General features: G+C 63.7%; 24 protein-coding genes. 5 read left to right on the forward strand and 19 right to left on the reverse strand.

Going from position 1 to position 24,280, the window contains the following annotated elements; translation table 11 throughout:
- Positions 1-11 precede the first annotated feature (11 nt).
- Positions 12-1,007 (forward strand): ABC transporter permease, encoded by a 996-nt coding sequence (locus FJ490_RS30320; RefSeq protein ID WP_140491276.1) that lies wholly within the window; start codon positions 12-14, stop codon positions 1,005-1,007.
- A 231-nt stretch (positions 1,008-1,238) separates the two neighbouring features.
- Positions 1,239-1,757 (forward strand): DUF2231 domain-containing protein, encoded by a 519-nt coding sequence (locus FJ490_RS30325; protein WP_140729472.1) that lies wholly within the window; start codon positions 1,239-1,241, stop codon positions 1,755-1,757.
- A gap of 56 nt (positions 1,758-1,813) precedes the next feature.
- Here the strand turns inward: FJ490_RS30325 and phnN are convergent, their stop codons facing one another.
- From phnN to FJ490_RS30370, 9 genes are all read right to left on the reverse strand, one after another.
- Positions 1,814-2,446 (reverse strand): phosphonate metabolism protein/1,5-bisphosphokinase (PRPP-forming) PhnN, encoded by a 633-nt coding sequence (gene phnN / locus FJ490_RS30330; RefSeq protein WP_181165336.1) that lies wholly within the window; start codon positions 2,444-2,446, stop codon positions 1,814-1,816.
- Positions 2,443-3,582: an alpha-D-ribose 1-methylphosphonate 5-triphosphate diphosphatase gene (locus FJ490_RS30335; RefSeq protein WP_140729474.1), complete on the reverse strand. Its 1,140-nt coding sequence runs from the start codon at positions 3,580-3,582 to the stop codon at positions 2,443-2,445. Before FJ490_RS30335 ends, phnN begins: the two co-directional genes overlap by 4 nt.
- A gap of 44 nt (positions 3,583-3,626) precedes the next feature.
- Positions 3,627-4,334 carry a DUF1045 domain-containing protein gene (locus FJ490_RS30340; RefSeq protein ID WP_140491270.1) on the reverse strand — a complete coding sequence of 236 codons (708 nt, stop codon included), beginning with the start codon at positions 4,332-4,334 and terminating at the stop codon, positions 3,627-3,629.
- Positions 4,335-4,485: 151 nt separating this feature from the next.
- On the reverse strand, positions 4,486-5,298 hold the full coding sequence (gene iolB, locus FJ490_RS30345; RefSeq protein ID WP_140729475.1) for a 5-deoxy-glucuronate isomerase: 813 nt from the start codon (positions 5,296-5,298) through the stop codon (positions 4,486-4,488).
- A gap of 4 nt (positions 5,299-5,302) precedes the next feature.
- Positions 5,303-5,521, reverse strand: a complete 219-nt coding sequence (locus FJ490_RS30350; protein ID WP_140491266.1) for a DUF3329 domain-containing protein — start codon at positions 5,519-5,521, stop codon at positions 5,303-5,305.
- Positions 5,522-5,561: 40 nt separating this feature from the next.
- Positions 5,562-6,479: a myo-inosose-2 dehydratase gene (iolE, locus tag FJ490_RS30355; protein ID WP_140671618.1), complete on the reverse strand. Its 918-nt coding sequence runs from the start codon at positions 6,477-6,479 to the stop codon at positions 5,562-5,564.
- A 144-nt stretch (positions 6,480-6,623) separates the two neighbouring features.
- The gene (gene iolD, locus FJ490_RS30360) at positions 6,624-8,474 is read right to left on the reverse strand and encodes a 3D-(3,5/4)-trihydroxycyclohexane-1,2-dione acylhydrolase (decyclizing) (RefSeq protein ID WP_140729476.1); all 1,851 of its coding nucleotides are present in this window, start codon (positions 8,472-8,474) and stop codon (positions 6,624-6,626) included.
- A gap of 34 nt (positions 8,475-8,508) precedes the next feature.
- Entirely contained in the window at positions 8,509-10,443 is a 1,935-nt protein-coding gene (gene iolC, locus FJ490_RS30365; protein ID WP_140729477.1) for a 5-dehydro-2-deoxygluconokinase, read from the reverse strand.
- A 141-nt stretch (positions 10,444-10,584) separates the two neighbouring features.
- Positions 10,585-11,430, reverse strand: a complete 846-nt coding sequence (locus FJ490_RS30370; protein ID WP_181165350.1) for a MurR/RpiR family transcriptional regulator — start codon at positions 11,428-11,430, stop codon at positions 10,585-10,587.
- 155 nt (positions 11,431-11,585) lie between these two features.
- On the opposite strand from FJ490_RS30370, the gene FJ490_RS30375 reads away from it, so the two are divergent.
- The gene (locus tag FJ490_RS30375) at positions 11,586-12,695 is read left to right on the forward strand and encodes a Gfo/Idh/MocA family oxidoreductase (protein ID WP_140729478.1); all 1,110 of its coding nucleotides are present in this window, start codon (positions 11,586-11,588) and stop codon (positions 12,693-12,695) included.
- 20 nt (positions 12,696-12,715) lie between these two features.
- Here FJ490_RS30375 and FJ490_RS30380 read toward each other — a convergent pair whose 3' ends face one another.
- The gene (locus FJ490_RS30380) at positions 12,716-13,414 is read right to left on the reverse strand and encodes a YafY family protein (RefSeq protein WP_140729479.1); all 699 of its coding nucleotides are present in this window, start codon (positions 13,412-13,414) and stop codon (positions 12,716-12,718) included.
- Between the two features lie 129 nt (positions 13,415-13,543).
- Between FJ490_RS30380 and FJ490_RS30385 the strand changes: the two genes are divergently transcribed.
- Positions 13,544-14,179 (forward strand): LysE family translocator, encoded by a 636-nt coding sequence (locus tag FJ490_RS30385; protein ID WP_140561739.1) that lies wholly within the window; start codon positions 13,544-13,546, stop codon positions 14,177-14,179.
- 49 nt (positions 14,180-14,228) lie between these two features.
- On the opposite strand, the gene FJ490_RS30390 is transcribed toward FJ490_RS30385, so the two are convergent.
- The 9 genes from FJ490_RS30390 to FJ490_RS30435 form a co-directional block, all read right to left on the reverse strand.
- Entirely contained in the window at positions 14,229-14,726 is a 498-nt protein-coding gene (locus FJ490_RS30390; RefSeq protein WP_140729480.1) for an SRPBCC family protein, read from the reverse strand.
- The gene (locus FJ490_RS30395) at positions 14,704-15,069 is read right to left on the reverse strand and encodes a metalloregulator ArsR/SmtB family transcription factor (RefSeq protein WP_140491248.1); all 366 of its coding nucleotides are present in this window, start codon (positions 15,067-15,069) and stop codon (positions 14,704-14,706) included. Before FJ490_RS30395 ends, FJ490_RS30390 begins: the two co-directional genes overlap by 23 nt.
- Positions 15,070-15,187: 118 nt before the next feature.
- A complete protein-coding gene (locus FJ490_RS30400) occupies positions 15,188-16,279 on the reverse strand; it encodes a 3-deoxy-7-phosphoheptulonate synthase (RefSeq protein ID WP_140729481.1) in 1,092 nt (363 codons plus the stop codon).
- A gap of 456 nt (positions 16,280-16,735) precedes the next feature.
- Positions 16,736-17,530, reverse strand: a complete 795-nt coding sequence (locus tag FJ490_RS30410) for an SDR family oxidoreductase (RefSeq protein ID WP_140517731.1) — start codon at positions 17,528-17,530, stop codon at positions 16,736-16,738.
- 25 nt (positions 17,531-17,555) lie between these two features.
- Positions 17,556-18,551, reverse strand: coding sequence for an inositol 2-dehydrogenase (iolG, locus tag FJ490_RS30415; protein ID WP_140524129.1), 996 nt, complete (start codon positions 18,549-18,551; stop codon positions 17,556-17,558).
- Positions 18,552-18,667: 116 nt separating this feature from the next.
- On the reverse strand, positions 18,668-19,435 hold the full coding sequence (locus tag FJ490_RS30420; protein ID WP_140491237.1) for an ATP-binding cassette domain-containing protein: 768 nt from the start codon (positions 19,433-19,435) through the stop codon (positions 18,668-18,670).
- A gap of 2 nt (positions 19,436-19,437) precedes the next feature.
- Positions 19,438-20,514, reverse strand: coding sequence for an ABC transporter permease (locus tag FJ490_RS30425; RefSeq protein WP_140517734.1), 1,077 nt, complete (start codon positions 20,512-20,514; stop codon positions 19,438-19,440).
- A gap of 108 nt (positions 20,515-20,622) precedes the next feature.
- The gene (locus tag FJ490_RS30430) at positions 20,623-21,564 is read right to left on the reverse strand and encodes a sugar ABC transporter substrate-binding protein (protein ID WP_140491233.1); all 942 of its coding nucleotides are present in this window, start codon (positions 21,562-21,564) and stop codon (positions 20,623-20,625) included.
- A 391-nt stretch (positions 21,565-21,955) separates the two neighbouring features.
- A complete protein-coding gene (locus tag FJ490_RS30435; protein ID WP_140554575.1) occupies positions 21,956-22,987 on the reverse strand; it encodes a LacI family DNA-binding transcriptional regulator in 1,032 nt (343 codons plus the stop codon).
- 166 nt (positions 22,988-23,153) lie between these two features.
- Between FJ490_RS30435 and FJ490_RS30440 the strand changes: the two genes are divergently transcribed.
- Positions 23,154-24,251 (forward strand): fatty acid desaturase family protein, encoded by a 1,098-nt coding sequence (locus FJ490_RS30440; RefSeq protein WP_140729482.1) that lies wholly within the window; start codon positions 23,154-23,156, stop codon positions 24,249-24,251.
- The last annotated feature ends 29 nt before the right edge of the window (positions 24,252-24,280 follow it).

The following is a 24,280-nucleotide window of genomic DNA, read 5'->3' on the forward strand; positions in this document are numbered from 1 at the left end:
GGGAGAAGATGATGAGCAAGAAAGATCTCGGCCTGCTGATCCTGATCCTGGTGGTCGGCGCCATCGTCGCCATCATCAATCCGCGCTTCCTGCTGCCTATCAATCTCGCCAACACCTCGAACCTGATCGGACTGTTCGGCATCCTGTCGATCGGCCAGGCCTTCGTCATCATCACCGGCGGCATCGAATTGTCGGTCGGCTCGCTGGTGGCGCTGCTGGGAACGCTGTTCATCGACTTCATCGCCGTGCGCGGCATGGAATGGCCGCTGGCCTTCGTACTCATCCTGGTGCTCGGTGCCATCATCGGCCTGGCGCATGGCTGGCTGATCACGCGGCTCAAATTGCAGCCCTTCGTGGTGACCTTGTGCGGCCTTTTGATCTATCGCGGCGTCGCCCGCTTCTACACCGCCGACGGCACCGCCGGCTTCGCCTTCGGCCAGAATTTCCCGGAGCTCGAATTCTTGACCGCCGGCCGCTCCTGGGGCGTGCCGAACTCCTTCTTCGCGCTGATGGTCATCGCCATCGTCATGTGGGTGGTGCTGCACCGCTCGGTGTTCGGCCGCTATCTCTACGCCATCGGCAAGAACGAGGAAGCGGCGAAATATTCCGGCATCCGCACCGGGCGTGTCGTCATGGCCGCCTACGTCATCTGCGGGGTACTGACGGCGCTGTCGGCGATCTATTTCGCCATGTACACGCGATCCATCTCGCCGGCCAGCCACGGCCAGTTCTACGAGCTTTACGCCATTGCCGCGGCCGTGCTCGGCGGCTTCTCGCTGCGCGGCGGCGAGGGCTCGCTGATCGGCGTCATCCTCGGCACCGTGCTGCTGCAGGAGCTGCAGAACCTCGTCAATCTGCTCGGCATCCCGTCCTCGCTCAACTTCGCGGTGATGGGCGGCGTCATCCTCATCGGCGTGCTGATCGACCAGCAGTGGGGCGTGTTCCGCGCGCGGCGGCGCATGGTCGACGCCAGCCGCAAGAGCATCGCCGGGGCAGCGGCGGAATAGTCAGGGGCAAAAAGCCGCCGTCCGCCGTGGCCGTCGAAAGATAACGCCGCTCTATCTCGCCCGCCCCGCAATTCCGCTCGATCTGTTGTCGGCCGTATCTGTGCGGCCCCAAGTGACTTGAGTGCAAAAGGGGGGCGGCATCGCGAAAACGGTCTTGCGAGCTTCCATCCGGATTGGAACGAAACCCCTATCTGGGCGTTGTTCAAAGCTTTTCTATTCGGAGGCATTGTCATGGCCGCGAATCCGCTAAGCACCGCCAAGGTGGGAGGTCATCCCATCCATCCGATGCTCATTCCCTTTCCTGTCGCGTTCCTTGTCGGCGCGTTTCTCACCGATTTGATGTTCTGGGGGACTGCCGACGCCTTTTGGGCACGCGCGTCGATGTGGCTGATTGGAGCAGCCATCGTCATGGCTCTCCTGGCGGCGATTGCCGGCTTTATCGATTTCCTGAGCGAGCCGCGCATCCGCGCCCTGACGGACGCCTGGTACCACATGGTCGGCAATTTGACCGCCGTCGTTCTGGCGCTGATCAATTTCTATCTTCGCTACAGCCAAGGCGCCGAAGCGGCAGTTCGCCCATGGGGAGTGCTGCTTTCATTGATCGTTGTCTGCATCCTGCTGTTTACCGGCTGGAAAGGCTGGGAAATGGTGTACCGCCATCACGTCGCGGTTCTGGACGCGCCGACACAACCTTCGGCAACGCCGTTGGCCGGCACGCGTCGTGCCGATCACGACCGGCACGCGGCATAAAACGAAGGCGCATTCGATATTCAGGTCAGGCGGGCGCCACCTGACCATCGACACCTTTAGTCGATCCGCCCCGACATGTCGGAGAATGCCATCGTCTTGCGCAGCACCTCGGCAAAGCGCTCGCCTGCCGCTTCGCGCGAACCGCTATTGTCGATCGAGGTGACGCCGGGTCCGGAGAGCGTCATAGGGGCGCTTCGCGCCAGGCGTGCCAGAACCTCCCCGCGCGACTCGCGGCCACGCATCGCCAGCCGCCCGGCCAGCACATCGGGCGAAGCGGTGATCTCGACGACGGCCAGGTTGGCATAGCGCTTTCGCAAGGCAGGGATGATCGCACGCGATACGTTGGCGACAGCGACATGGCCGTTGGCCACTGCCCAATCGACCTCGGCCGGCAGGCCGTAGCGCAGGCCGTGCGCTTCCCAGGAAACGGCGAAGGCGCCGTCGGCTTCGGCCTCGATGAAGGCGGCATCGGCCAGCGTGTCGTGATCCTCGCTTGCCGTGTCGCTCGGTCTGGTGATGACGCGGCGCACGAACTCCAGCCGCGGCTCGTCGGCGAAAAGCGCCTTGGCATGGCCGATGATCGTATCCTTGCCGGCGCCGCTCGGGCCCACCACGGCAACGAAGACGCCGTCGCGTATCGGAAACGCCTCGGCCGACAGTTCACGCTCGATCAATGCCGAAGCCATCACGCGACCCGCCGCCCCTGCCGCCAGACCGTGCGCACCACTGGAACGTGGTCGTCGAGGCGCACGCGCACCAGGTCGGCCCGGCGGCCCTCTTCGATGACGCCGCGATCGGAAAGACCGACGGCCTCGGCCGGGTTCTTGGACACCATTGCCACCGCCTGCGGCAGGGAAATGCTATCGACGACGTCGCCGAGAAAGAAGGCGGACTGGATCAGGCTGAAGGGGATGTAGTCGGACGACAATATGTCGAGCAGGCCGTCGCTGGCCAGCGTGCGCGCCGAGACGTTGCCCGAATGCGAGGCGCCCCGCATGACATTGGGCGCGCCCATCAGCACGCCGAGCCCTGCATCCTTCGAAGCCCTGGCGGCTTCCTCGGTGGTTGGGAATTCGGCAACGCGCACGCCTTGCTCGATGGCTTCGTCGACATGGCCCGTCGTCGCATCGTCATGGCTCGCAAGCACGATGCCGCGCTCGTGGCAGGCGGCGGCGATGAAGACGCGGTTCGCCCCCGAATTCCGGGCCGATTCGCCCATCCGCTTCTCACAGAATTTCTGGAAATCGCGATCGGTCAGCTTCAGCTTGCGTTGATAGTAGTAGGCATAGGTTTCGAGGTTGACGAACTGGCGCTGGCCTGGCGCATGGTCCATCAGCGAGGCGAGCTTCACCCGTTCGTCCGTCTCGAAATTGGCGAAGGCCCTGAGGCAATCCGGCGCCGAGACCTCGCAGCGTAGATGGATGAAATGGTCGGCCCGCAATCGATCCATCCGCCGGCTGTCCTCGATCGCATCGGCGAGCTTGCGGATGTCGGCGGCGTTGAGATCGGCATCCTCGTCCATGCCGACACGCAAGGCATCGAGCACGGTGGTAATGCCGGCGGTCGCCACTTGCGCGTCATGGGCGAGCACGGCGGCGATCGGGTTCCACCGCACCTTCGGCCGCGGCGCATAGTGGCCTTCCAGGTGATCGGTGTGCAGCTCGACCAGTCCCGGAATGATGAAGTCGCCAGCCATGTCCTCGCCGGCTCGCACGGCGCCGGCGGATATGTCGGCGATCAGACCGTCACGCATCACGAGCGAACCGTCGATGATCTCGTCGGCAAGAACGATGCGGGCGTTGCTCAGAATGGTGTCGGCGGTCATTTCAGGCAGTCCTTGGTTTTTTCTCGCCTTTACGGCTTGTTGCTTCAGGCGGTTTTTCTGGCCGGACGGCGCCCGAGCGCGTGCTGGGAAAGCACCATGAACGGGGCGCCGGGTTCGGGCTCGATGAACAACGTCAGCGCGTCCACCGGAACCGGCTGGCGCAGCACCTCGGCGAACAGGCCCTCGATTGCCAGGCGAAGACGAGGGCTTTCCTGTGGCCCGGCCCTGCCGGACAGCGTCATGTGAAAGCGGAAGCTCTCGAAGACGTAAGGATAGCCCCATTGGCAGAGATTGCGGAATTCGCCCGGCTTCAGCGAGTCCGGGCTGCGCCGCTCGATCTCGGCCTCCGTCAACGGCGCGCGAAAGCGGTCGAAATCGCGCACCACATCATCGGCGAAGCGATTGAGCGGAGGCAATGGCGCCTCCGGCACCAGTGCGAAGAAACCGTCGATCTGGCTGACGACGAGACGCGGGATCATCACAACGGGCGTCGCCTCGGCAAAGGCGTCGAGCGCTGCGCGCAACGAGGCTTCGGTTTCGTTGGCCGCTAACCGGAAAGGGGCTTTCAGCGTTGCGTGAAAACCATAGCGCCGTGCCGATGCGGTGTGGAAGGCGACTTCCGCCGCCGACAAATCGCCCACCGCCTCCACCGGTCGCGTCGCGGCGCCGAACGGGTCACGGCCCAGCCAGTTGGCGGCGATCCGCGCCAATTTTTCGTCCTGTTGGGGGGTGAAGTAGATGGCGTAGCGCATCGAAAATCCTCGTCAGCCCGTTGCCATAGGTGATTTCCATGACGGATTGACGAAGCTTTGAAGGGTTTTCGAAGGCAAATCGCCCCCGCCGGTCCTTAGCCGACGATTTTTCTGATCTGGACCAACAGGTTCAGCCGTGAACGCGCAACGGTCAGGCCTTCATCAGCCATTCGTGCTCGGGCGCATTGTGGAATTTCCACGTCCGCTTCGGGCCGGCCATGACGTTGAGATAGTAGAGGTCGTAGCCATGGCAAGCCGCGCAGGGGTGATAGCCCTTGGGCACCAGCACGACGTCGCCGTCCTCGATCGCCATCGCCTCGTCCAGCTCGCGGGAGCCGTCCTTGTCGGCGTCGGTATAGACCCGCTGGAAAGCAAAGCCCTGCGGCGGGTTGAGGCGGTGATAATAGGTTTCCTCGAGATAGGATTCGTCGGGCAGATTGTCCTGGTCGTGCTTGTGCGGCGGGTAGCTCGACGTATGGCCGCCGGGCGTGATGACCTCGACCACCAGCAGCGAATCGGCCGGCTTGCCCTCGGGCAGGATGTTGGTGACGTAGCGCGTATTGGTGCCCTTGCCGCGCACCTCCTGGCCGAGGTCGTCAGGCCCGATGACGCGAACCGGCAGGCCGCCGTTCAATCCCGGCGCCGAGCAGACCGCCAGTTCCAGTCCGCTATCAGCCGTCACCGACCACACCGATCCCTGCGGCACATAGACAGACCATGGTTTGCCTTCAAAGGGCGACATGCGCTGGCCGAGCAGGCCGAGATCCTTGCCGCCGGCCGTGACCGTGCCCTTGCCGGTGACGAACACCAGGCAGACTTCGCGATCGTCCGTTGTTCCCGAAGCCGTTTCGCCCGGTTTCAGCCGATGCAGGTCGAACCCGACATAGGTCCAGCCGGCGCTTTGCGGCGTGACGTGCGCGACACGGCCATGGCCCTTGTCGGCTTTGACCAGCAGCTTCGACATCCGGTTACTCCTTCGGTTCGACTTCGGCGGGCGCCTTGTTCTCGTCGGCCGGCTTGTAGAGATAAAAAAACTGCCAGACGCCATAGCCGGCGAAGCCCAGCGCGATCACGCCCCAGAACGGCGTGCCGCTCGCGAATTCGATGATCGACCAGATGACGCACACCGCGACGACGGCGACACGCCGCCACAATGGCCGGAAGAAGGGGTGCTCGGAATCTTTCATCGCGGCAACCTACAGCAAGCCCGGCCTGGCGAGAACCCGATCAGACATCGGGGAAGCCCTGCGTCTCGACCGTATAGCCGGCCGCCGTCATCACCCGCATCAACTCCTTGTGGCCCACCTGCGCCATCTTGAGCGGCGGGTTCTTCTTCGGGTCCTGTTCGGCCTCGACCACGAACCAGCCTTCATAGCCGTGGTCGGCGAAACGCTGCACGATGGCGCCGAAATCCAGCGAGCCGTCGCCCGGCACGGTGAAGGCGCCAAGCGCCACCGCGTCGAGGAAGGACTGCTTCGTGCGGTCGAGCTTCTCGATCACGCCCATGCGCACATCCTTCACATGCACATGGCTGATGCGCTTGTGGTGATTGTCGATGGCGCGCAGCACATCGCCGCCGGCAAAGGCCAGATGGCCCGCATCGAGCAGCAGCGGAATGCCCGCTCCGGAATGGCGCATGAAGGCGTCGAGCTCCGGCTCGGTCTCGACCACCGCCGCCATGTGATGATGATAGGAAAGCGGCATGCCTTGCTCGGCGCACCATTCGCCGAATTCGGTCAGGCGCCTGGCATAGGCCTTCATCTCGTCGCTCGAGAGTTTCGGCTTGGTGGCGAGCGGCTTCGAGCGGTCGCCCTGGATCGAACGGCCAACCTCGCCATAGACGATGCAAGGCGCGTTGACCGCCTTGAACAGGTCGATCATCGGCTGGATGCGATCCTTGTTCTTGCTCATCTCCTCGTCGACCAGCGTGCCCGAGAACCAGCCGCCGCACAGTGTGACGTCAGCCGCCTTCAGGATCGGCAGCATCACCTTGGGGTCCTTGGGAAAGCGCCGTCCCATCTCCATGCCGGTGAAGCCGGCCGAACGCGACTGGCGTAGGCACTCCTCCAACGACACGTCGTCGCTGAGTTCCGCAAGATCGTCGTTCCACCACGCGATGGGGGACATGCCCAGTTTGGCTTTCAAGTCGTCACTCCGGTTCTTGTTCACCCTCCCCCTTGTGGGGAGGGTCGCTGCGAAGCAGCGGGGTGGGGGTGCGGCGCCAGACCCCACCCGGACCTTCGGTCCGACCTCCCCACAAGGAGAGGTAGGGGGTGGGCAGCGCCGAAATCAATCGCCGACGCTCTGCATCCGCCGCTTCTCGTCATAGACCTTGCGCGCCGCGTTCACTTGGCTGCGCTCGGAGACTTCCGGCACCGCCACGTCCCACCAGTGGCCGCCGGCATCGGTGGAGACCAGCGGATCGGTGTCGATGACCAGTACCGTGGTGCGGTCGTTGCCTTTCGCCTGAGCCAGCGCCGTCTCCAGCCCTGCGATCGACGAAACCTTCTCGGCGATCGCCCCCATGCTCGCGGCGTGCGCGGCAAAGTTGACGTCGGGCAGCACCTCGTGGCGCGCATCCTTCAGGAGATTGTTGAAGTTGGCGCCGCCGGTCGCCATCTGCAGCCGGTTGATGCAGCCAAAACCCCTGTTGTCGAGCAGCACGATGGTCAGCTTCAGGCCGAGCATCACCGAGGTGGCGATCTCGGAATTGAGCATCAGATAAGAGCCGTCGCCGATCATGACGACGACCTCTTCTTCAGGCTTGGCCATCTTGGTGCCGAGCCCGCCCGCAATCTCATAGCCCATGGTCGAGAAGCCGTATTCTGCGTGGTAGGAGCCGGGCGCGCCGGCCTGCCAAAGCTTGTGCAATTCGCCCGGCAGCCCGCCGGCGGCGTTGAGCAGCGTCACGCCGGAGCCCATGGCGCGCTGCACGGCGCCGATCACCTGCGCGTCGGAAGGGTAGGCGGCATTGGTCGACGCCGTCACCTTGGCGGCTTCGGCCTGCCATTCCTTCTTGCCGGCTGCCGCATTGTCGGTCCAGGCGGATGGCGCCTTCCAACCCTTCAGCGCGGCACCGAGTTCGGCCAAGCCTTCGGCCGCGTCGGCGACCAGCGGCGATGCCCGATGCTTGCCGGCATCGAAAGGCTGCACATTCAAGCCGATGATGGTCTTGCCCGAATTCTTGAACAGCGCCCAGGAGCCGGTGGTGAAATCCTGCAGGCGCGTGCCGATGGCGAGCACGACATCGGCCTCTTCCGCCAGCCGGTTGGCGGCCGGCGTGCCGGTGACGCCGACCGCCGCCATGTTGAGCGGATGATCGTCCGGCAGCGAGGATTTGCCGCCCTGCGTTTCGCAGACCGGAATGCCGGCGCCTTCAACGAATTTCGCCAGTTCGTCCGAGGCCCGAGAATAGAGCACGCCGCCGCCGGCGATCACCAGCGGCTTGCTTGCGCTCTTCAGCGCTGCAACCGCAGCCGCCAATTCAGCCCGATCCGGGCGCGGCCGGCGCTGGCGCCAGACCCGTTCGGCAAAGAAGCTCTCGGGATAGTCATAGGCCTCGGCCTGCACGTCCTGGCAGAGCGACAAGGTCACCGGCCCGCATTCGGCCGGGTCGGTCAGCACGGCCATGGCGCGGTTGAGCGCAGGGATGATCTGCTCCGGCCGCGTGATGCGGTCGAAATAGCGCGACACCGGACGAAAACAGTCATTGACCGTCGCCGTGCCGTCGGAAAAATCCTCGGCCTGCTGAAGCACCGGATCGGGAACGCGGTTGGCGAAGACGTCACCCGGCAGAAACAGGATAGGCAACCTGTTTACATGCGCAAGTGCCGCCGCCGTCACCATGTTGAGCGCGCCGGGTCCGATCGAGGAGGTGGCGGCCATGAAGCGGCGACGGAAATTGGCCTTGCCATAGGCAATCGCCGCATGCGCCATCGCCTGTTCATTGTGGGCGCGGAAAGTCGGCAGTTCGTCGCGCACCTGGTAGAGCGCCTCGCCGATGCCGGCAACATTGCCGTGGCCGAAGATGGCCCAGACGCCGCCGAAGATCGGTACCTTTGCGCCGTCGATCTCGGTCTTCTGTTTGCTCAGGAAACGGGTCAGCGCCTGCGCCATCGTCAGGCGGATTGTCTTGCTCATTGGTTTCCTCCGCAGTCCCTGTGCCCGTGCCTTCTTATGCTGCTTTACGGCCGCGCGCGGCAAGCCATGCCTCGGTCAGTTGCTCGAAGCGCGATGCCATATCGGCAATCGCTTCGTCGTCCGACATCCTGCCGGAAAGCCATTGTTCGGCGGCATTGATGAAGATGGTGCGGCCGACCGCGAAACCCTTGACGATAGGCGCCTTGGCCGTCGCTGCGAAGGCGGCCTCCAACTCGTCCTGCGGGGCTTCCAGGCCGAGCAGCACGACGCCGCGGCACCAGGGGTCGTTCTTCAGGATCACGGCCTCGATCTTCGTCCACGCGCCTGCGGATGCCTGCGGTTCGAGCTTCCACCAATCCGGCTTGATGCCGAGCGCATAGAGTTCCTCAAGCGCACGCGGGATGGTCGTGTCGTCGAGCTTGCCGTGCTTGCCGGCGATGATCTCGATGAGAAGCTCCCTGCCCACTTTCCGCGCGGCCTCGAACAGTGCGCGCAATTTCTGCTGCTGTTCCTCCTTCAAGCCCGGCGGATCGTCGGGATGATAGAAGCAAAGGCATTTGATGCAGTGGTCGACCGGCCATTCGGTGAGCTGGGAGCCGATGTCCTGCGAGAATTCGAAGCGCAGCGGCCGCGAGCCCGGCAGCTCCACCGGCCGCCCGAGCCAGGCAAAGGAATGCCTGGCGAATTCGAACATCGCCTCGCGGCCATGCCTCTCGTCGAGCAACATGCCGTATCCGTCGCGCCCGGCGGCGACCTTGGCCGCCGCTTTCACCGTCAGCACCTTGAAATCCTCGATGCGCGACGCGTCAGCGCCAGTCTTGGCCGCCACGTCCTCGAGCTGCACCCGGTGGTCGCAGGCGAATGCCATCAGCGAGGGAATGTCGTGCCGGCGCGTCGTTGCCCAATGGATGTGGTTGATCGCCTCGTCCTTGCGCAACGCCAGATGCCTGCTGCCGAGTTTGAGGAAGAACTGCAATTCCTCGAAGGTCGGATATTCCGGCGCACACAACAGCCGCGACACGGCGAAGGCGCCGCAGGCATTGGCCCAGGTCGCCGCCGTGGCAAGGCTTTCGCCGCCGAGCCAGCCGCGCAGGAAGCCCGACATGAAGGCATCGCCGGCGCCAAGCACGTTGTAGATCTCGATCGGAAAACCCTTGCCGACCACGCCGTCCTCGAGATCGTCGCTGATCGGCCCGTCATAGACGATGCAGCCCATGGCGCCGCGCTTCAAGACGATGGTGGCCGAGGACAGCGAACGGATCGTCTTTAGCGCGCTCAGGCAGTCGTCCGCGCCCGAGGCGATCATGATCTCTTCCTCGGTACCCACGACGAGGTCGCAATCGGGCAGCACCGTCTTCAACTGCGCCGAGACGCGGTCGGACTTGACGTAGCGCTCAAAACCCTCGGCGTGGCCGCCCAGGCCCCAGAGGTTCGGCCGGTAGTCGATGTCGAACACGACCTTGCCGCCCTTGGCCTTCATGATGCGGATCGCCTTGCGCTGGGCGGCATCGCTGTTGGGCCGGGAAAAATGTGTGCCGGTGACGACGACCGCGCGAGCCGAGGAAATAAACGCCTCGTCGATGTCCTCCTCGGCCAGCGCCATGTCGGCGCAGTCGGAGCGGTAGAAGATCATCGGCGAAACGCCTTCGCTCTCGACCGAAAGCAGCACCAGCGCGGTCAATCGCTCCTTGTCGGTCTTCAGCCCGTCGGTGTTGACGCCTTCGCGCTTCAATTGTTCACGGATGAAGCGGCCCATCTGCTCGTCGCCGACCCGCGTCAGCAGCGCCGAACGCAGGCCGAGCCGCGCCGTGCCGACCGAGATATTGGCGGGGCAGCCGCCGACCGACTTGGCGAAGGAGGTGATGTCCTCCAGCCGCGAGCCGATCTGCTGGCCATAGAGGTCGACGGAAGCCCGGCCGATGGTGATGACGTCGAGCGCAGCGTATTTCGCGTCCACGGCTTCGCTCATTGGAACCTCCCGTCGGGCCTGTTATGTTGGGGTACACGCGCGAGCGGCAGCGTGGCGCCGAAAAATATGAAATAATAATTCCAATCCATAGTCAATATGGAATGAGCATTCCCCGATCTAAAATCGCCTTTTGCCTTCCCCTCAGGCCTTGCGCCCCTTGCCGGGGTTGCGCCGCTTCTCGCCGACGCCAACGGTCAGCGCCATGGCCAGCGCCATCGTCGCCGATAGCGAGCGGAAGCCGGCAAAATCCGCCTCGGCAACCTCGAACCAGACGCTGGCGAACTGAGCAAGCGGTGAAAACGAGCTGTCGGTGATGGCAATGATCGGCACGCCCTGTTCGGAAATCGTGCGCGCCTCCTCGATCGTGGCCGGCGCATAGGGCGAGAAGGAAATGGCGACGACGGCATCCGCGGGCGTCGCAAAGCTGACCATCTCGGCGTTGAGGCCGGCGGCTGATTCGATCAGCTGGTTGCGGATCTTCAGCTTGCCAAGCGCATAGGCGATGTAGGACGCCACCGGATAGGAGCGCCGCTTGGCCAGCACATAGATGGTCTGTGCCTTGGCCAGCAGGGAAATCGCTTCTTCCAGATGCGCGTCGTCCAGCGTGCGCGAAATGTCGTTGAGCGAGGTGCTGGCGGCGGCGACGAAGCCGTCGAAGATCGCCCGGTGGCCGGCGCCGCCCTCGGCCTTGGCGCGCAGCGCCTGCAGCCGTTCGTCATAGGAGGAGTTGCGCTCGCGCAGCCGTTCGCGAAACACCTGCTGCAGGCTGGTGAAGCCGTCAAAGCCGAGCTGCTGGGCAAAGCGGATCAGCGTCGAGGGCTGCACGCCGGCCGAGGCGGCAATGCTGGCGGCGGTGCCGAAGGCGATATCGTCGGGATTGTCGAGCGCATAAGCGGCGATCTGGGCGATGCGCTTGGGCAGGCTTTCGCGTCGATCGAGGATCGTGGCGCGCAGCGTCTCGAAGTCGCGAGGTACCCGTTCGTCCATCGTCGGCCCGTCCAAGCTCATCGGTGAAGCGTCCTCTCTGCCCCATCATAGCGAGGCTGCGCAAGAACACCATAAAAAATGAGGCAGACATTCCATTCCGAACAAAAATGGACTAATTCATCCACGTAGCATCTATGACGGTGGAGGAACGGAAAATGGTCGGCGTCGGTCTTATCGGCACGGGATTTATGGGCAAGTGCCACGCCATCGCGTGGAGTGCCGTCGGCGCCGTCTTTCCCGACATAACCAAACCGCGGCTTGTCCATCTCGGCGAGGTCAATGAGGATCTCGCCAGGCGCAAGGCCGGCGAGTTCGGTTTCGCCAGGGCGTCCGGCGACTGGCGCGCCGTCGTCAACGACCCCGAAGTGGACGTCGTCTCGCTCACCACGCCCAACCAGTTCCATCCGGAAATGGCGATCGCCATCCTCGAGGCCGGCAAGCATTTGTGGTGCGAAAAGCCGATGGCGCCGAGCTTCGCCGAAGCCGAGGCAATGGCGGCCGCGGCAAAGAAATCCGGCAAAGTCGCGGCGCTCGGTTACAATTACATCCAGAGCCCGGCCATCCGCCATATCGGCGCGCTGCTCGACGAAAACATCATCGGCGAGGTCAACCATCTGCGCATCGAGATGGACGAGGATTTCATGGCCGATCCCGAGGCGCTGTTCTTCTGGAAGCACGAGGCATCTTCCGGCTATGGCGCGCTTGATGATTTCGCCGTGCATCCGCTGTCGCTGGTGTCGACCCTGTTCGGCCGCGTCGCCAGCGTCATCTGCGACATGGCCAAGCCCTATGCCGACCGCAAGCTGGCCGCCGGCGGCCGCCGCGCGGTCGAGACCTACGACATTGCCTCCGTGCTGATGCATCTGGAGAACGGCATCGCCGGCACGCTTCTGGTCAACCGTTCGGCCTGGGGCCGCAAGGGCCGCATCGCCGTCCAGATCTTCGGCTCCAAGGGCTCGATCCTGTTCGACCAGGAGCGGATGAATGAGTTCCAGCTCTACCTCACATCGGATCGCCCGACCGAACAGGGCTATCGCACCATCCTCGTGTCGCCACAGCACAAGCCCTACGACCTGTTCGTCCCCGCGCCCGGGCATAGTCTTGGCTTCAATGATCTCAAGATCATCGAATGCCATGAACTGCTGACCCGGCTCGCCGGCAGACCGGCGCGGCTCATCGAATTCGACGAAGGTCTGGAGATCGAGCGCACCGTGCATGCGATGGCGCGATCGTTCGAGGAGAAGCGCTGGGTGGATGTAAGGTAAGGTTCGCTCCGCTGGTCGGTTTAGCCGGCGGCCGCTGCATTGACCTCCCATCCATTGACCCAGATCTGCCGCAACCGATTGCCTTCGCCCTTGAAGCGCAGTCCGGTCGGCCGGCAATCCTCGATGCGGTCGCTGCGGAAATTGCGGATCGCCTGGCGTAGCTCGCACCAGGCGACGATGTTGGCGGTCTCGGCATAATAGATCAGCGCGATCGGGCGGATGAGGCGCTCGGAAGCGCGGCCAAGCTCGTCGCGATAGGAGAGGTCGAGCTTCTCCTCGTCGCGTATGGCGCGGCGCACCAGCGCCAGGTCGATCGCACCTGCAGAGGGCGCGGCGAATCCCCACGCATGCAGCGCATTGGCGTCGAGCGTCTGGCGCAAAGGCGGCGGTACGGCGCCGGCGATCTTGGCGCCGACGCGCTTGGCTGCCTGCTTGAGCTCGTCGTCGCCCGTGCGCTCCAGCAGCGCCAGTGACAGCACGATCGCCTCCATCTCCTCGATCGAAAACATCAGAGGCGGCAAGTCGAAGCCGGGGCGCAGGATATAGCCGATGCCCCTCCCGCCCTCGATCGGCACGCGCATGGCCTGAAGCGCTGCCATGTCGCGATAGATCGAGCGTATCGTCACCTCCAGCTGCGCGGCTATCATTGCCGCCGTCACCGGCTGCCGCGCCAGCCGCAGGATCTGGATGATCTCGAACAGGCGCGACGCCTTGCGCATTTTTCTCACCCGTTGCCGATCACAACTGACACACCATCGTCAGTTGGTTCGGCCTATAGGATCGTCTATCGGATTGAAAATCAACAGGTTCCGCTGCGGCTGGGCCGAGCGAGGCGACAGGCTACTGACATGAGCTATGCTGAAAATCTCTGGCTGTTCTTTATCCTGCTGTTCGGCATCATCGCCGTTCCGGGCATGGACATGCTGTTCGTGCTGGCCAATGCGCTGACGGGCGGGCGCGACAGGGGCCTTGCCGCGACCGGCGGCATCATGGTCGGCGGCATGGTGCACACGCTGAACGGCGCGATCGGCGTCGGCCTGCTGATGCATTTTTTGCCGATCCTGTTCAAGCCGCTGTTGATTGCAGGCGCCGCCTACATGGCCTTCATCGGCATCACACTGATGCGCAGCTCCATCACTGTCGGTCGCGACGGGCCCGCCGGCAGCCGCTCGGCATGGAAGGCGTTTCGCCAAGGCCTTGTGACCTGCCTGATCAACCCGAAGGCCTACCTGTTCGTCCTTGCCGTCTATCCGCAGTTCCTGAAAACGGACTACGGCCCGATCTGGATGCAGGCGACGGTGATGGGCCTGCTGACCGTGCTGACGCAGGCCGCGATCTATGGCGGGCTCGCAATATCGGCCGGCCGCAGCCGCAAGTTGCTGATCGCCAATCCGCGGGCGACCATCCTTGCCGGCCGGGCGGCTGGGCTGCTGCTCTTCGCGGTGTCCGTGTTCACCGCATGGGAAGGACTGAGGGCGGCGTAGTCTTGGGTTGGACCCGACCCGCTGCCCTTCACCTGGGACTCCGACCGAATCAGGTGGCGCCCTGCTGCGTGGCGAGAAGCTCGTCCAACTGCTCGAACTGCTCGGACATCGCATCCGCCGCCCCGGCGCCGGCGTCGAGGGCTTCCTTCGAGGGATAGAGCTCGTGCATGACCAGCAGCGTCTTGCCGTCTTTTTCCTCGAAGGTCACCGTGGTGACGGGTCCACCCTCACCCCCTTCGTCATTGGTCCAGACGAGGCGCGAGTGCGGTGTCACTTCGAGATACCTGCCGAAGAACTCGGCAGGGTTCGAGCCGTCATGCCCGAACACCAAACGGTACCCGCCTCCCACACGAACATCCATCTCGCAGGAACGCAGGAACATGCCCATCGACTTCGGCACCCACCACTGCTTGAACAGCTCAGGCTTGGTCCACGCCTCGAACACGATGCGCGCAGGCGCGTCGAAGCTTCGCGTAACGACCAACTCCCGGTCGGACCTCCGTTCCACCGTCGTGCGTTTGGCCTCACTCGCTCTTCCTGCGTCCATCGACTTCCTCCTTGCGTTTCAATTCCTCGATAACCTTATCCAACTCGTCGAAGCGTGCGGCCCAGAGCTGGCGGTATCTCTCGATCCATTCCGCCTCATCCTCCAGGCGACGCAGGCCCAGCTTGCAGGTTCGCACGCGCCCGACCTTCCGAGTCGTGACGAGTCCCGCCTGCTCCAGGACGCCGACATGCTTCTTCATGCCCGTGAGGGTCATGTGGAATTTCTGGGCCAAGTCCGTGATCGAAGCGTCCGCACGGCCGAGCTGCTCCAGAACGCCGCGCCGGGTGGCGTCCGAAAGCGCGGCGAACGAGGCATCCAGGCGGGTCGCGGAATACTGAACCATTTGGTTCAGTATGTAACACGCGGGTCGGAGGCGTGCAAGTGAGGTGGAGCGCTGCGGGCCCTAGGGCGGCGTGGTCCTGGGCTGAAACCGGAAACGCCGCCCTTATGCTCCAACCGGATCAGGCGGCGCCCTGCCGGCTCTCCATCAAGGCGCGGCGCGCCGACCGGCGCCATTCCACGGCGCCGGCAAGGCCGTGCAGCACCGTCTCCGTGGCCGCCCAGTCGATGCAGCCATCGGTGATGCTCTGGCCGTAGACCAGCGGCTTGCCGGGCACGACATCCTGCCGGCCGGCGACGAGATTGCTCTCGATCATGACGCCGATAATGCGCTCGTCCCCCGCCGCGACCTGTCCTGCCACGTCAGCCGCGACCTTGGGCTGGTTCTCCGGCTTCTTGGCTGAGTTGGCATGGCTGACATCGATCATCAGGCGGGGCGCGATACCGATGCGGGCGAGTTCGACCGAGGCGGCCTCGACGCTTGCCGCGTCATAGTTGGGCTGAACGCCGCCACGCAGGATGACATGGCAATCCTCGTTTCCGGTCGTTGCCGCGATGGCGCTGCGTCCGCCCTTGGTCACCGCCATGAAATGATGCGGCTGCGCGGCCGACTTCACCGCCTCGGCGGCGATCCTGAGATTGCCGTCGGTGCCGTTCTTGAAGCCGACCGGGCAAGAGAGGCCCGAGGCCAGCTCGCGATGGATCTGGCTCTCGGTCGTGCGCGCGCCGATCGCGCCCCAGGCGACGAGGTCGGCAATGTATTGCGGCGTGGTCATATCGAGGAATTCGGTCGCCGCCGGCAGGCCCAGATTGTTGACGGCCGACAGCACATTGCGTGCCATCCGCAGCCCCTTGTCGATGTTGAAGCTGCCGTCGAGGTCGGGGTCGTTGATCAGGCCCTTCCAGCCGACCGTCGTGCGCGGCTTTTCGAAATAGACCCGCATCACGATCTTGAGCCGGTCGGACAATGTCTCGCGCAGCGCCGCCAGACGGCTGGCATAGTCAACGGCCGCGACCGGGTCGTGGATCGAACAGGGGCCGACGATGACAACGAGCCGGTCGTCGGCCCCCGTCAGGATCGAGTGGATGGCGTTGCGCGAGGCGGCAACGGTGCGCGTCGCCGTGAGTGAGCGCGGTATCTCGCCCATCACCTCTTCCGGCGTGCTCAGCAGTCTCAGTTCCTTGACCCGAAGGTCGTCTGTGGTGGTCAACACGGCTTCTGCTCCTGGTTGGGAGACCTGCCGGCTGAAAACAAAAAAGCCGCCAGGTCTGGCGGCTTGTCGGACTGTTTGCTGCAATCTTCAGATCGAGCGCAATCCTCCCGCCGCCAGCGAGCTGCTAAAGTACCAATAGGTGGCGGTCAGGTGGATCATGCGGCTCATATAGTCGAAGCGGCGGCGTTTGTCACGTACCCTGGTAGCAAGCAATTTCAGGTGAGGGCCGAGCCTTTGCGATTTCGTCATTCTAGGGCGAAGCAGGAGCGAAGCTCCGTCGCGGAGACCCTGGGATCCATGCCGCGACCTAGATGGGAGAGTGCTGCGGTGCAGAATCTTGCGCCGTAGCGACGGCCCGGAAGTCGCGGCATGGATCCTCGGGTCTGCGCCGCGTCGCTGCGCTCCTTGCTCCGCCCGTGGATGACCACCTGGTTAACGGTTTCGCTTACGCGGCCGCTACTCCGGCGACGCCCCAGCGATGCTCTGGTCGTAGTCGACCAGCGAGCCGGTCATCACGCCGGACTGCGGGCTGACCATGTAGCTGATCAGCCGGGCCAACTGGTCCGGCTTCACCAACTGGCCCATCGGCTGCGCGGCCTCGGCCTTCTCGAGCCAGTCGTCGGGTGCGTCATGCCATTTCTTCTGCACGATATCCTCGCCCTCGGTGTCCATCCAGCCGGGCAGCACGGCGTTGCAGCGGATGCGATTGAAGCGATAGGCGTTGGCGACATTCTTGGTCAGCGTCATCAGAGCGCCCTTGCTGGTCGAATAGGGTGTCAGGAACGACTGGCCGGTATGCGCCGACATCGACAGCACGTTGACGATCGATCCGGGGGCCTTTTTCTCAAGCAGATGCGCCACCACGCCCTGCATCAGGAAGAAGGGTCCTCGCACATTGGTGTCGAAGATAGTGTCGAACAGCTCCTCGCTAGTCTCCACCAGCGAGCCGCGCGCGGATGTGGCGGCGGCGTTGACCAGGGCGTTGATGGTGCCGAAATGCGAAAGCGCGGTGGCGACGGCGCGCTTGCAGTCGGCCACCTTGGAGACATCGGCGCTGATGAAGATCGCGTCGACGCCCGACTTCTTGAGGCTGGCGACTGCCTTGTCGCCCTTTTCCTGCGAGCGGCCGATCAGCGCCAGCGCCCGGCAGCCTTCGTCCGCCAATGCCTCGGCGACCGCGAAGCCTATGCCTTGTGCGCCGCCGGTGACGATGGCGCGCGTTTGTGAATTGCGATCGGCTGATGCGCTCATCGCTCTGCTCCTGTGCTTTAAGTCGTTACTTGTCGAGGCGGACGGTCTGGCCTGATGTCGCCGATTTCAGTGCCGCATCCGCCAGCCGAAGTGCGATGAGTCCGTCCGTCCCGCTCGGTGCCGCCTTCTTGCCCGACGTCGCGGCGGCGATGAAGGACGCAATCTCAATGGCATAGGCGTCGAGGTAGCGGGTCATGAAGAAATCGTGCAGCGGCGGGCGGGTATAGCCCTTTTCATTGGCCAGTTCGATCGACACCGGCCGCTGGTTTTCGGCCGCGACCATGCCTTTCGAGCCATGCACCTCGATGCGCTGGTCGTAGCCATACGTGGCGCGGCGGGAATTGGAGATGACGGCCTGCTTGCCCGACGCGGTTTCGAGGATGACGCTGACGGAGTCGAAATCGCCGGCCTCGCCGATCTTCTTGTCGACCAGCACCGAGGCATGCGCACTGACCGCCACCGGCTCTTCGCCGAGCAGGAAGCGCGCCATGTCGAAATCATGGATGGTCATGTCGCGAAAGATTCCGCCGGAGCGCGCGATGTAGTCGATCGGCGGTGCGCCCGGATCGCGCGACGTGATGGTCACCATCTCGACCACGCCGATGGCGCCGTCATCGATTGCCTTGCGCACCGCAGCGAAGTGCGGGTCGAAGCGCCTGTTGAAGCCGACCATCAGCGTCGCCTTGGCCTTCTCGACCACGGCCAGGCACTGCTCGACCCGCTTGACGTCGAGGTCGATCGGTTTCTCGCAGAAGATCGCCTTGCCGGCCTTGGCGAAGCGCTCGATCAGGTCGGCATGGGTGTCGGTCGGCGTGCAGATCACGACCGCGTCGATGTCCCCGGATTTCTCGATGGCATCGATGGTGCGCACCTCGGCGCCGTAGGCCGTGGCGAGTTCGCTCGCCGCCTTCTCGAAAGCGTCGGCAACGGCGACCAGTTTGGCCTGCGGATTGGAGCCGACGGCGCGGGCGTGGACCTTGCCGATGCGGCCGGCACCGAGGAGGGCGAAGCGGAGAGTCATGGAAATTTCCTCTGGGGATGGTTCGAAGCTGGCGGGGCGCCGGTCATGCGCGCAGGTGTTTTTCCGGTCAAGACAAGATCGACAGGGAGGCGATGACCGCCGCCTCCGCGCCCGGCCTAGGCCGCGAGTTCGGCCTCTCCGGTCTTGGCGCCGGTGATGTAGGAAACGATATCGTTTCCGTCGGTGTTCTCCTTGCGCAAATTGGCGACGATGCGGCCGCGCCGGAAGACGACGATGCGGTCGCAAAGGTCGAACACCTGGCGCATATTGTGGCTGATCAGGATCAGCGGCTCGCCATTGTCCTTCAGCGTGCGGATGATGTTCTCGACCTGCGCGGTCTCCTGCACGCCGAGTGCTGCCGTCGGCTCGTCCATGATGATCAGCTTGGAGGCGAAGGTCGCGGTTCTGGCGATCGCCACGCATTGCCGCTGGCCGCCCGACATATGGCGGATGGTGTTCGACAGGTTTGGGATTTTCACCGCCGTGCGCACCAGCGCCGCTTCGGTCGCCTTGCGCATTCCCCGGCGGTCCAGGATCGAAAACGGTCCCAGATTGAACAGCACTTTTTCTCGGCCAAGGAACAGGTTCGACGGCACGTCGAGGTCGTCGGCCAGCGCCAGGTTCTGGAACACGGTCTCGATGCCGGCCTCGCGCGCCTCGATAGGGCCCGAAAAATTGACTTGCTTGCCGTCGAACCAGATCTGGCCGCTGGTCGGTTGCTCGACGGCGGTGATCTGGCGCACGAAGGTCGACTTGCCGGCGCCATTGTCGCCCATGATGGCGACGTGTTCGCCCTTGCGCAGCTCGAAATTCGCGCCTTCCAGCGCCTGCACGCCGCCATAGCGCTTGGTCAGGTTTTCGGTCTTCAGGACGATGTCTGACATGGTCAAGCCCTCAATGCCCGCAGGCGTTGGCGCCACTGGTCGAGAACGACGGCGCCGACGATGATCACGCCCTTGACCATCTCCTGGTAGTAGGCGTCGAGGCGCAGGAAGGTGAAGCCGGAGATGATGACGCCGAAGATCAGCGCGCCGATCACCGTGCCGATGATCGAGCCGCGGCCGCCCGACAGCGATACGCCGCCGATGACCGCCATGGCGATGGCGTCGAGTTCGTACATCACGCCCATGCCGGCCTGGGCGGTGAGGTTCTTGGAAGACAGCACCACCGCGGCGAGCGCCGCGAGTATGCCGGCGATGACGTAGACCAGGATCTTGTGGTTGGCGATCTTGATGCCGGACATGCGCGCGGCATCCTCGTTGGAGCCGATCGCGTAGCAATGCTTGCCGTATCGTGTGTAGGTCATGATCAGCTGGAACAGCACGGCCAGCGACAGGAAGATGATGACGGGCATCAGGCCCTTGCCGATGGCGGCGAAGCTCTCGGTCGGGAACGAGATGGGCTGCCCCTTGGACCACCATTTGGCGATGCCGCGCGCGGTCACCATCATGCCTAGCGTGGCGATGAAGGGCGGAATGCGCGTGTAGGCGATCAGGGCGCCGTTGACCAGGCCTGCCAGCAGCCCGCAGCCGATGGCGACCAGCACCGGCACGATCACCGGCAGGTCGGTCCAGCCCTGAGCCAGGAACATCGCCTTGGGATTGGGGTTGCCGTTGACCGTCGCCACCTGGGCGAAGCTCATGGCGATCATGGCGGTGGCGCCGACGATCGAGCCCGACGACAGGTCGATGCCGCCCGATATGATAACCTGCGTCACGCCGATGGCGATGATGCCGACGATCGATACTTGCAGGATGATGATCTGTAGCCGCGCCTCGTTGAAGAGGCCGCCGACATTGCTGCGGGTGTTGAACAGGAAGCTGTCGCCGAGAAAGACGCGGCCGATCAATTCGAAGATGACGACAAGAATAACGAGCGCCAGGAAGACGTTGAATTCCGCCGGCCATATGCGCTTCTTCGCATCATAGCTGACCCCGCCGACGCCATGAGATGTCTGTGCCACTCGTCTATCCTCCGTCAGCCGCGGTCGCTCCTGGCGCCATGAAAGCGCCGAGAGGAGGAGCGGCGCCCGGTCCTTTGAGCGCCGCCCCGAGGTGAACCGTTCCGCCGCTCAGTTCTTCTTCAGGAACTTGTCGATGTTGGCCGGCGTCACCAGTTGGAAGGGCACGTAGACCTTGTGTTCGACCTTCTCGCCCTTGGACAGTTTCAGTGCCGCGTCGAGCGCGCCGGCGCCCTGGCCAGCCGCGTCCTGGAACACGGTGGCGTCGAGGTCGCCTGCCTGCATGGCGGCGAGCGCGTCCTGCGTGGCGTCGACGCCGCCGACGACAACCGTCTTCATGTCGACATTGGCGGCCTTCATTGCCTGGATGGCGCCGATGGCGCTTTCGTCATTGTTGGCGATGACGCCGTCGAACGGCTTGCCGGTCGACAGCCAGTTGGTCATCAGGTTCTGGGCCTCATCGCGGTTCCAGTTCGACGTCTGCTTGTCGATGATCTTGATGAAGCTGCAATCCGGCGTTGCGATCACCTCCTCGATGTCCTTGGTGCGCTGCACGGCTGCCTGGTTGGAAAGCTCGCCCATGATCACATAGACATTGGCTTCCTTCTTGCCGGCTTCCTTGAACAGGCGGCAGACCTCCTTGGTTTCGAGCGTGCCGGAGTCGGCCTCGTTCGAAGCGACGAAGGCCTGGTTGTCAGGCAGCGTGTCGACATTCACCGGTTCACGGTTGACATACACCAGCGGGATCTTTGCGGCGGCCGCGGCATCCGACATCGCCTGCGTGGCCGAGGTGTCGACCGGATTGACGATGATGGCGTCGACCCCTGATGCGGCGAAGTTCTTGATCTGGTCGAGCTGTTTGGCGACGTCGTTCTGCGCGTCCTCGACCTGCAGCTCCACGCCGCTCATGCCCTTGGCCTGCTCGATCATGCCGTTGCGCAGCACGGTCAGGAAATTGTCGTCGAACTTGGCCATCGACACGCCGATCTTGGCGGCCATGGCGGACGAACTCATCAGCGCCGCGAAAGCGACGCCCAAAATCATTTTCTTCATTGTATCTCTCCTCCACTTTGGGTGTCCGGTCGCACCGATCTATCCGGAATCCCCGATCTCCCCGGGGAATCTCTCCCTGATATCATTTCGTTCCAACGCGGTTCACCCCTGGCTGGAACGCCGAACTGCCTGCTCGAACCAGATGTTGTCGGAACGAAAGAACCAAAATGCACAGTCAGTGAAATATTTATTCCATTTCGAATCGGGGCGTCAAGGGAAATTCCGAATTCGGGCGTGCGATTTTCGGCTGTCTCTGATGGATTCTATCATTTCAGGCGGCTGGTTTGCGGCAGACCGGGCTGCCCGAGGGTTTTATCGTTTCATGGAAACGCCCTACCTTCCGTCCTGACGCGACCTGGACGGAAAACCGCTGCGCATTCCTGAAATGGCTTCAGATGTTTTCCGGCAAATAGATGTCGAAGGGGAGGAATGTCTGGCCCGGCGCATTGGCCGCACCGGTTTCGATGGCATGCGCCATCCGATCGACGAGCTCGCGACAGAGCGCGGCAAGGGGCGTCGAGATCACCATCGTCAGGATGTTGTCGGCAAGCGCGGCGCGCGATTCGGCGTTGATCTCGTTGCAGACGACCACCGGCATGCTTGCGGGCTTCGCTGTCCGCAGCGCCGAGACGGCGCCCTCCATGCCGCCGCCGGCGACGTAGCAGCCGACAAGATCCGGATATCGCCCCAGAAGATCGATCGTCGCATCATGGGTCACCTGGTTGGCCTCCAGATTGACCAGCGTCTCCAGCACGTTGAAGTCCGGCGCATGCTCGCGAAAGAAGGAGCGGAAGCCGATCTCACGCAGCTCATGGCCGTGGAAGCGATGGCTGCCGACAAAAAGGGCGACCTTGCCGGGCTTCCTCGCAGCCTTCGAGATCATCCAGGCGGCGGTGCGGCCGACCTTGCGGTTGTCGAGCCCGACATAGCCTTCGCGGATGCCGGCGGCGAAGTCGGACAGCAGGGAGAAGACCGGCTGCCCCCTGGCCTTTAGCGCCTCCACGACCGCCGTCAGCGTCGGATGATCAGGGCCGACCACGGCGATCGCCCGCGATTTCGCCGCCAGCCTGCGCATCTGGGCGGCGATCTCATCCGGGGCCAGGGAACTGGCGAAATCGATGGTTGCGACGCCACGGAAGCGCTGCGATTGTGCGACCGCGAGTTCGAGTTCCCGCGCGAAATCGCCATAGAAAACGTCATTGCCCCGAAGCAGCAGGAAACCCAGCCGATACTCGGGCAATTCCTGGCGCATACGCTGCTTGATCAGGCCTGCGGCGTGATAGCCGATCTCGGTCGCGGCGTCATAGACGCGGCGCGCCGTTTCCTCGCGCACAGGCAGGCGGCTGTTGAGCACCCGGTCCACCGTGGCGACGCTGACGCCGGAGATGCGCGCCAGATCTGATATGGTCGGCCGTTTCGCCATGTCTGTCCTCATTTGACCGTGCATCTTTCCTACATCTTGATGATAGGAAATGATAGAAACTATCTTTATGATGTTGAGTCTATCATGAGCTAGCGTTATTTTCAGCCTCGAAGTCAGGAAATGTCGGGCATTCGCGTGGCGGATGCCCTTGCCGAGGGAGGCAACCATGCATGCTGCGCCGTCCCGGCGTGACTACAGCCTGATCGGCCGCGACGCCAGGCTGGCCGTCGAGACCGGCCTGTCGGCGGCCGAATGGTATCACACCGACATTCCCCGCAAGCAGATGAAGGAGCTGATGCAGCGCTCCGACGCGCCCGCGCTCCGCGACACGGCGATCTGGATCGCCGCGCTCATCGTCAGCGGCGCCGGCGGTGCCTGGTTCTGGGGCACCTGGTGGTGCGTGCCGTTCTTCTTCGCCTATGGCGTGCTCTACGGCTCGTCCACGGATTCCCGCTGGCACGAATGCGGCCATGGTACGGCCTTCCGCACGCAGTGGATGAATGATTGGGTCTATCAGGTCGCCTGCTTCATGATCATGCGCAACCCGGTGACCTGGCGCTGGAGCCACACGCGCCATCACACTGACACCATCATCGTCGGCCGCGACCCGGAAATCTCGGTTATGCGGCCGCCGGACCTGGTGCGCGCCATCCTCGGCTTTGTCGGCGTGCTCGACGCCTGGCATGCGATGTCAGACATGCTGCGCAACGCCGCCGGCAACATCAGCGCGGCCGAAAAGACCTTTATTCCCGAGCAGGAACAGCCGAAAGCGATCCGCATCGCCCGCATCTGGACCGCGATCTATGCCGCAACCATCGCGCTGGCGCTCTATACCGGCTCGTTCCTGCCCTTGATGCTGGTCGGCCTGCCCAGGCTCTATGGCGCCTGGCACCACGTCATGGTCGGCCTGCTGCAGCATGGCGGTCTTGCCGACAACGTCACCGACCATCGGCTGAACAGCCGCACCGTCTACATGAACCCGATCAGCCGTTTCATCTACTGGAACATGAACTACCACGTCGAGCATCATATGTTCCCGATGGTGCCCTACCATGCGCTGCCGAAGCTGCATGAACTGATCAAGCATGATTTGCCGGCGCCGACGCCGTCGATCCTGGCCGGCTATCGCGAGATGCTGCCTGTCTTCTGGCGCCAGTTGCGCAACGAGGATTATTTCCTCAAGCGCGAGCTGCCGCCAACGGCCAGGCCGTATCGCGAGGATTTGTACAACGACAATGCTGCCTTCAACGCCGCGGCGGAGTGATATCCGCCCGTAAGGCGCGATCGGGAAAT

Source organism: Mesorhizobium sp. B2-5-11, from assembly GCF_006440835.1.
Taxonomy (GTDB): Bacteria; Pseudomonadota; Alphaproteobacteria; order Rhizobiales; family Rhizobiaceae; genus Mesorhizobium.

Excerpts from the sequence above, each read along its gene's own strand:
- FJ490_RS30320 (WP_140491276.1), top strand. The coding sequence starts at position 12 with ATGAGCAAGAAAGATCTCGGCCTGCTGATCCTGATCCTGGTGGTCGGC.
- FJ490_RS30325 (WP_140729472.1), top strand. The coding sequence starts at position 1,239 with ATGGCCGCGAATCCGCTAAGCACCGCCAAGGTGGGAGGTCATCCCATC.
- FJ490_RS30335 (WP_140729474.1), bottom strand. The coding sequence starts at position 3,582 with ATGACCGCCGACACCATTCTGAGCAACGCCCGCATCGTTCTTGCCGAC.
- FJ490_RS30340 (WP_140491270.1), bottom strand. The coding sequence starts at position 4,334 with ATGCGCTACGCCATCTACTTCACCCCCCAACAGGACGAAAAATTGGCG.
- iolB (WP_140729475.1), bottom strand. The coding sequence starts at position 5,298 with ATGTCGAAGCTGCTGGTCAAAGCCGACAAGGGCCATGGCCGTGTCGCG.
- FJ490_RS30350 (WP_140491266.1), bottom strand. The coding sequence starts at position 5,521 with ATGAAAGATTCCGAGCACCCCTTCTTCCGGCCATTGTGGCGGCGTGTC.
- iolD (WP_140729476.1), bottom strand. The coding sequence starts at position 8,474 with ATGAGCAAGACAATCCGCCTGACGATGGCGCAGGCGCTGACCCGTTTC.
- iolC (WP_140729477.1), bottom strand. The coding sequence starts at position 10,443 with ATGAGCGAAGCCGTGGACGCGAAATACGCTGCGCTCGACGTCATCACC.
- FJ490_RS30370 (WP_181165350.1), bottom strand. The coding sequence starts at position 11,430 with ATGGACGAACGGGTACCTCGCGACTTCGAGACGCTGCGCGCCACGATC.
- FJ490_RS30375 (WP_140729478.1), top strand. The coding sequence starts at position 11,586 with ATGGTCGGCGTCGGTCTTATCGGCACGGGATTTATGGGCAAGTGCCAC.
- FJ490_RS30380 (WP_140729479.1), bottom strand. The coding sequence starts at position 13,414 with ATGCGCAAGGCGTCGCGCCTGTTCGAGATCATCCAGATCCTGCGGCTG.
- FJ490_RS30385 (WP_140561739.1), top strand. The coding sequence starts at position 13,544 with ATGAGCTATGCTGAAAATCTCTGGCTGTTCTTTATCCTGCTGTTCGGC.
- FJ490_RS30390 (WP_140729480.1), bottom strand. The coding sequence starts at position 14,726 with ATGGACGCAGGAAGAGCGAGTGAGGCCAAACGCACGACGGTGGAACGG.
- FJ490_RS30395 (WP_140491248.1), bottom strand. The coding sequence starts at position 15,069 with ATGGTTCAGTATTCCGCGACCCGCCTGGATGCCTCGTTCGCCGCGCTT.
- FJ490_RS30410 (WP_140517731.1), bottom strand. The coding sequence starts at position 17,530 with ATGAGCGCATCAGCCGATCGCAATTCACAAACGCGCGCCATCGTCACC.
- iolG (WP_140524129.1), bottom strand. The coding sequence starts at position 18,551 with ATGACTCTCCGCTTCGCCCTCCTCGGTGCCGGCCGCATCGGCAAGGTC.
- FJ490_RS30420 (WP_140491237.1), bottom strand. The coding sequence starts at position 19,435 with ATGTCAGACATCGTCCTGAAGACCGAAAACCTGACCAAGCGCTATGGC.
- FJ490_RS30430 (WP_140491233.1), bottom strand. The coding sequence starts at position 21,564 with ATGAAGAAAATGATTTTGGGCGTCGCTTTCGCGGCGCTGATGAGTTCG.
- FJ490_RS30435 (WP_140554575.1), bottom strand. The coding sequence starts at position 22,987 with ATGGCGAAACGGCCGACCATATCAGATCTGGCGCGCATCTCCGGCGTC.
- FJ490_RS30440 (WP_140729482.1), top strand. The coding sequence starts at position 23,154 with ATGCATGCTGCGCCGTCCCGGCGTGACTACAGCCTGATCGGCCGCGAC.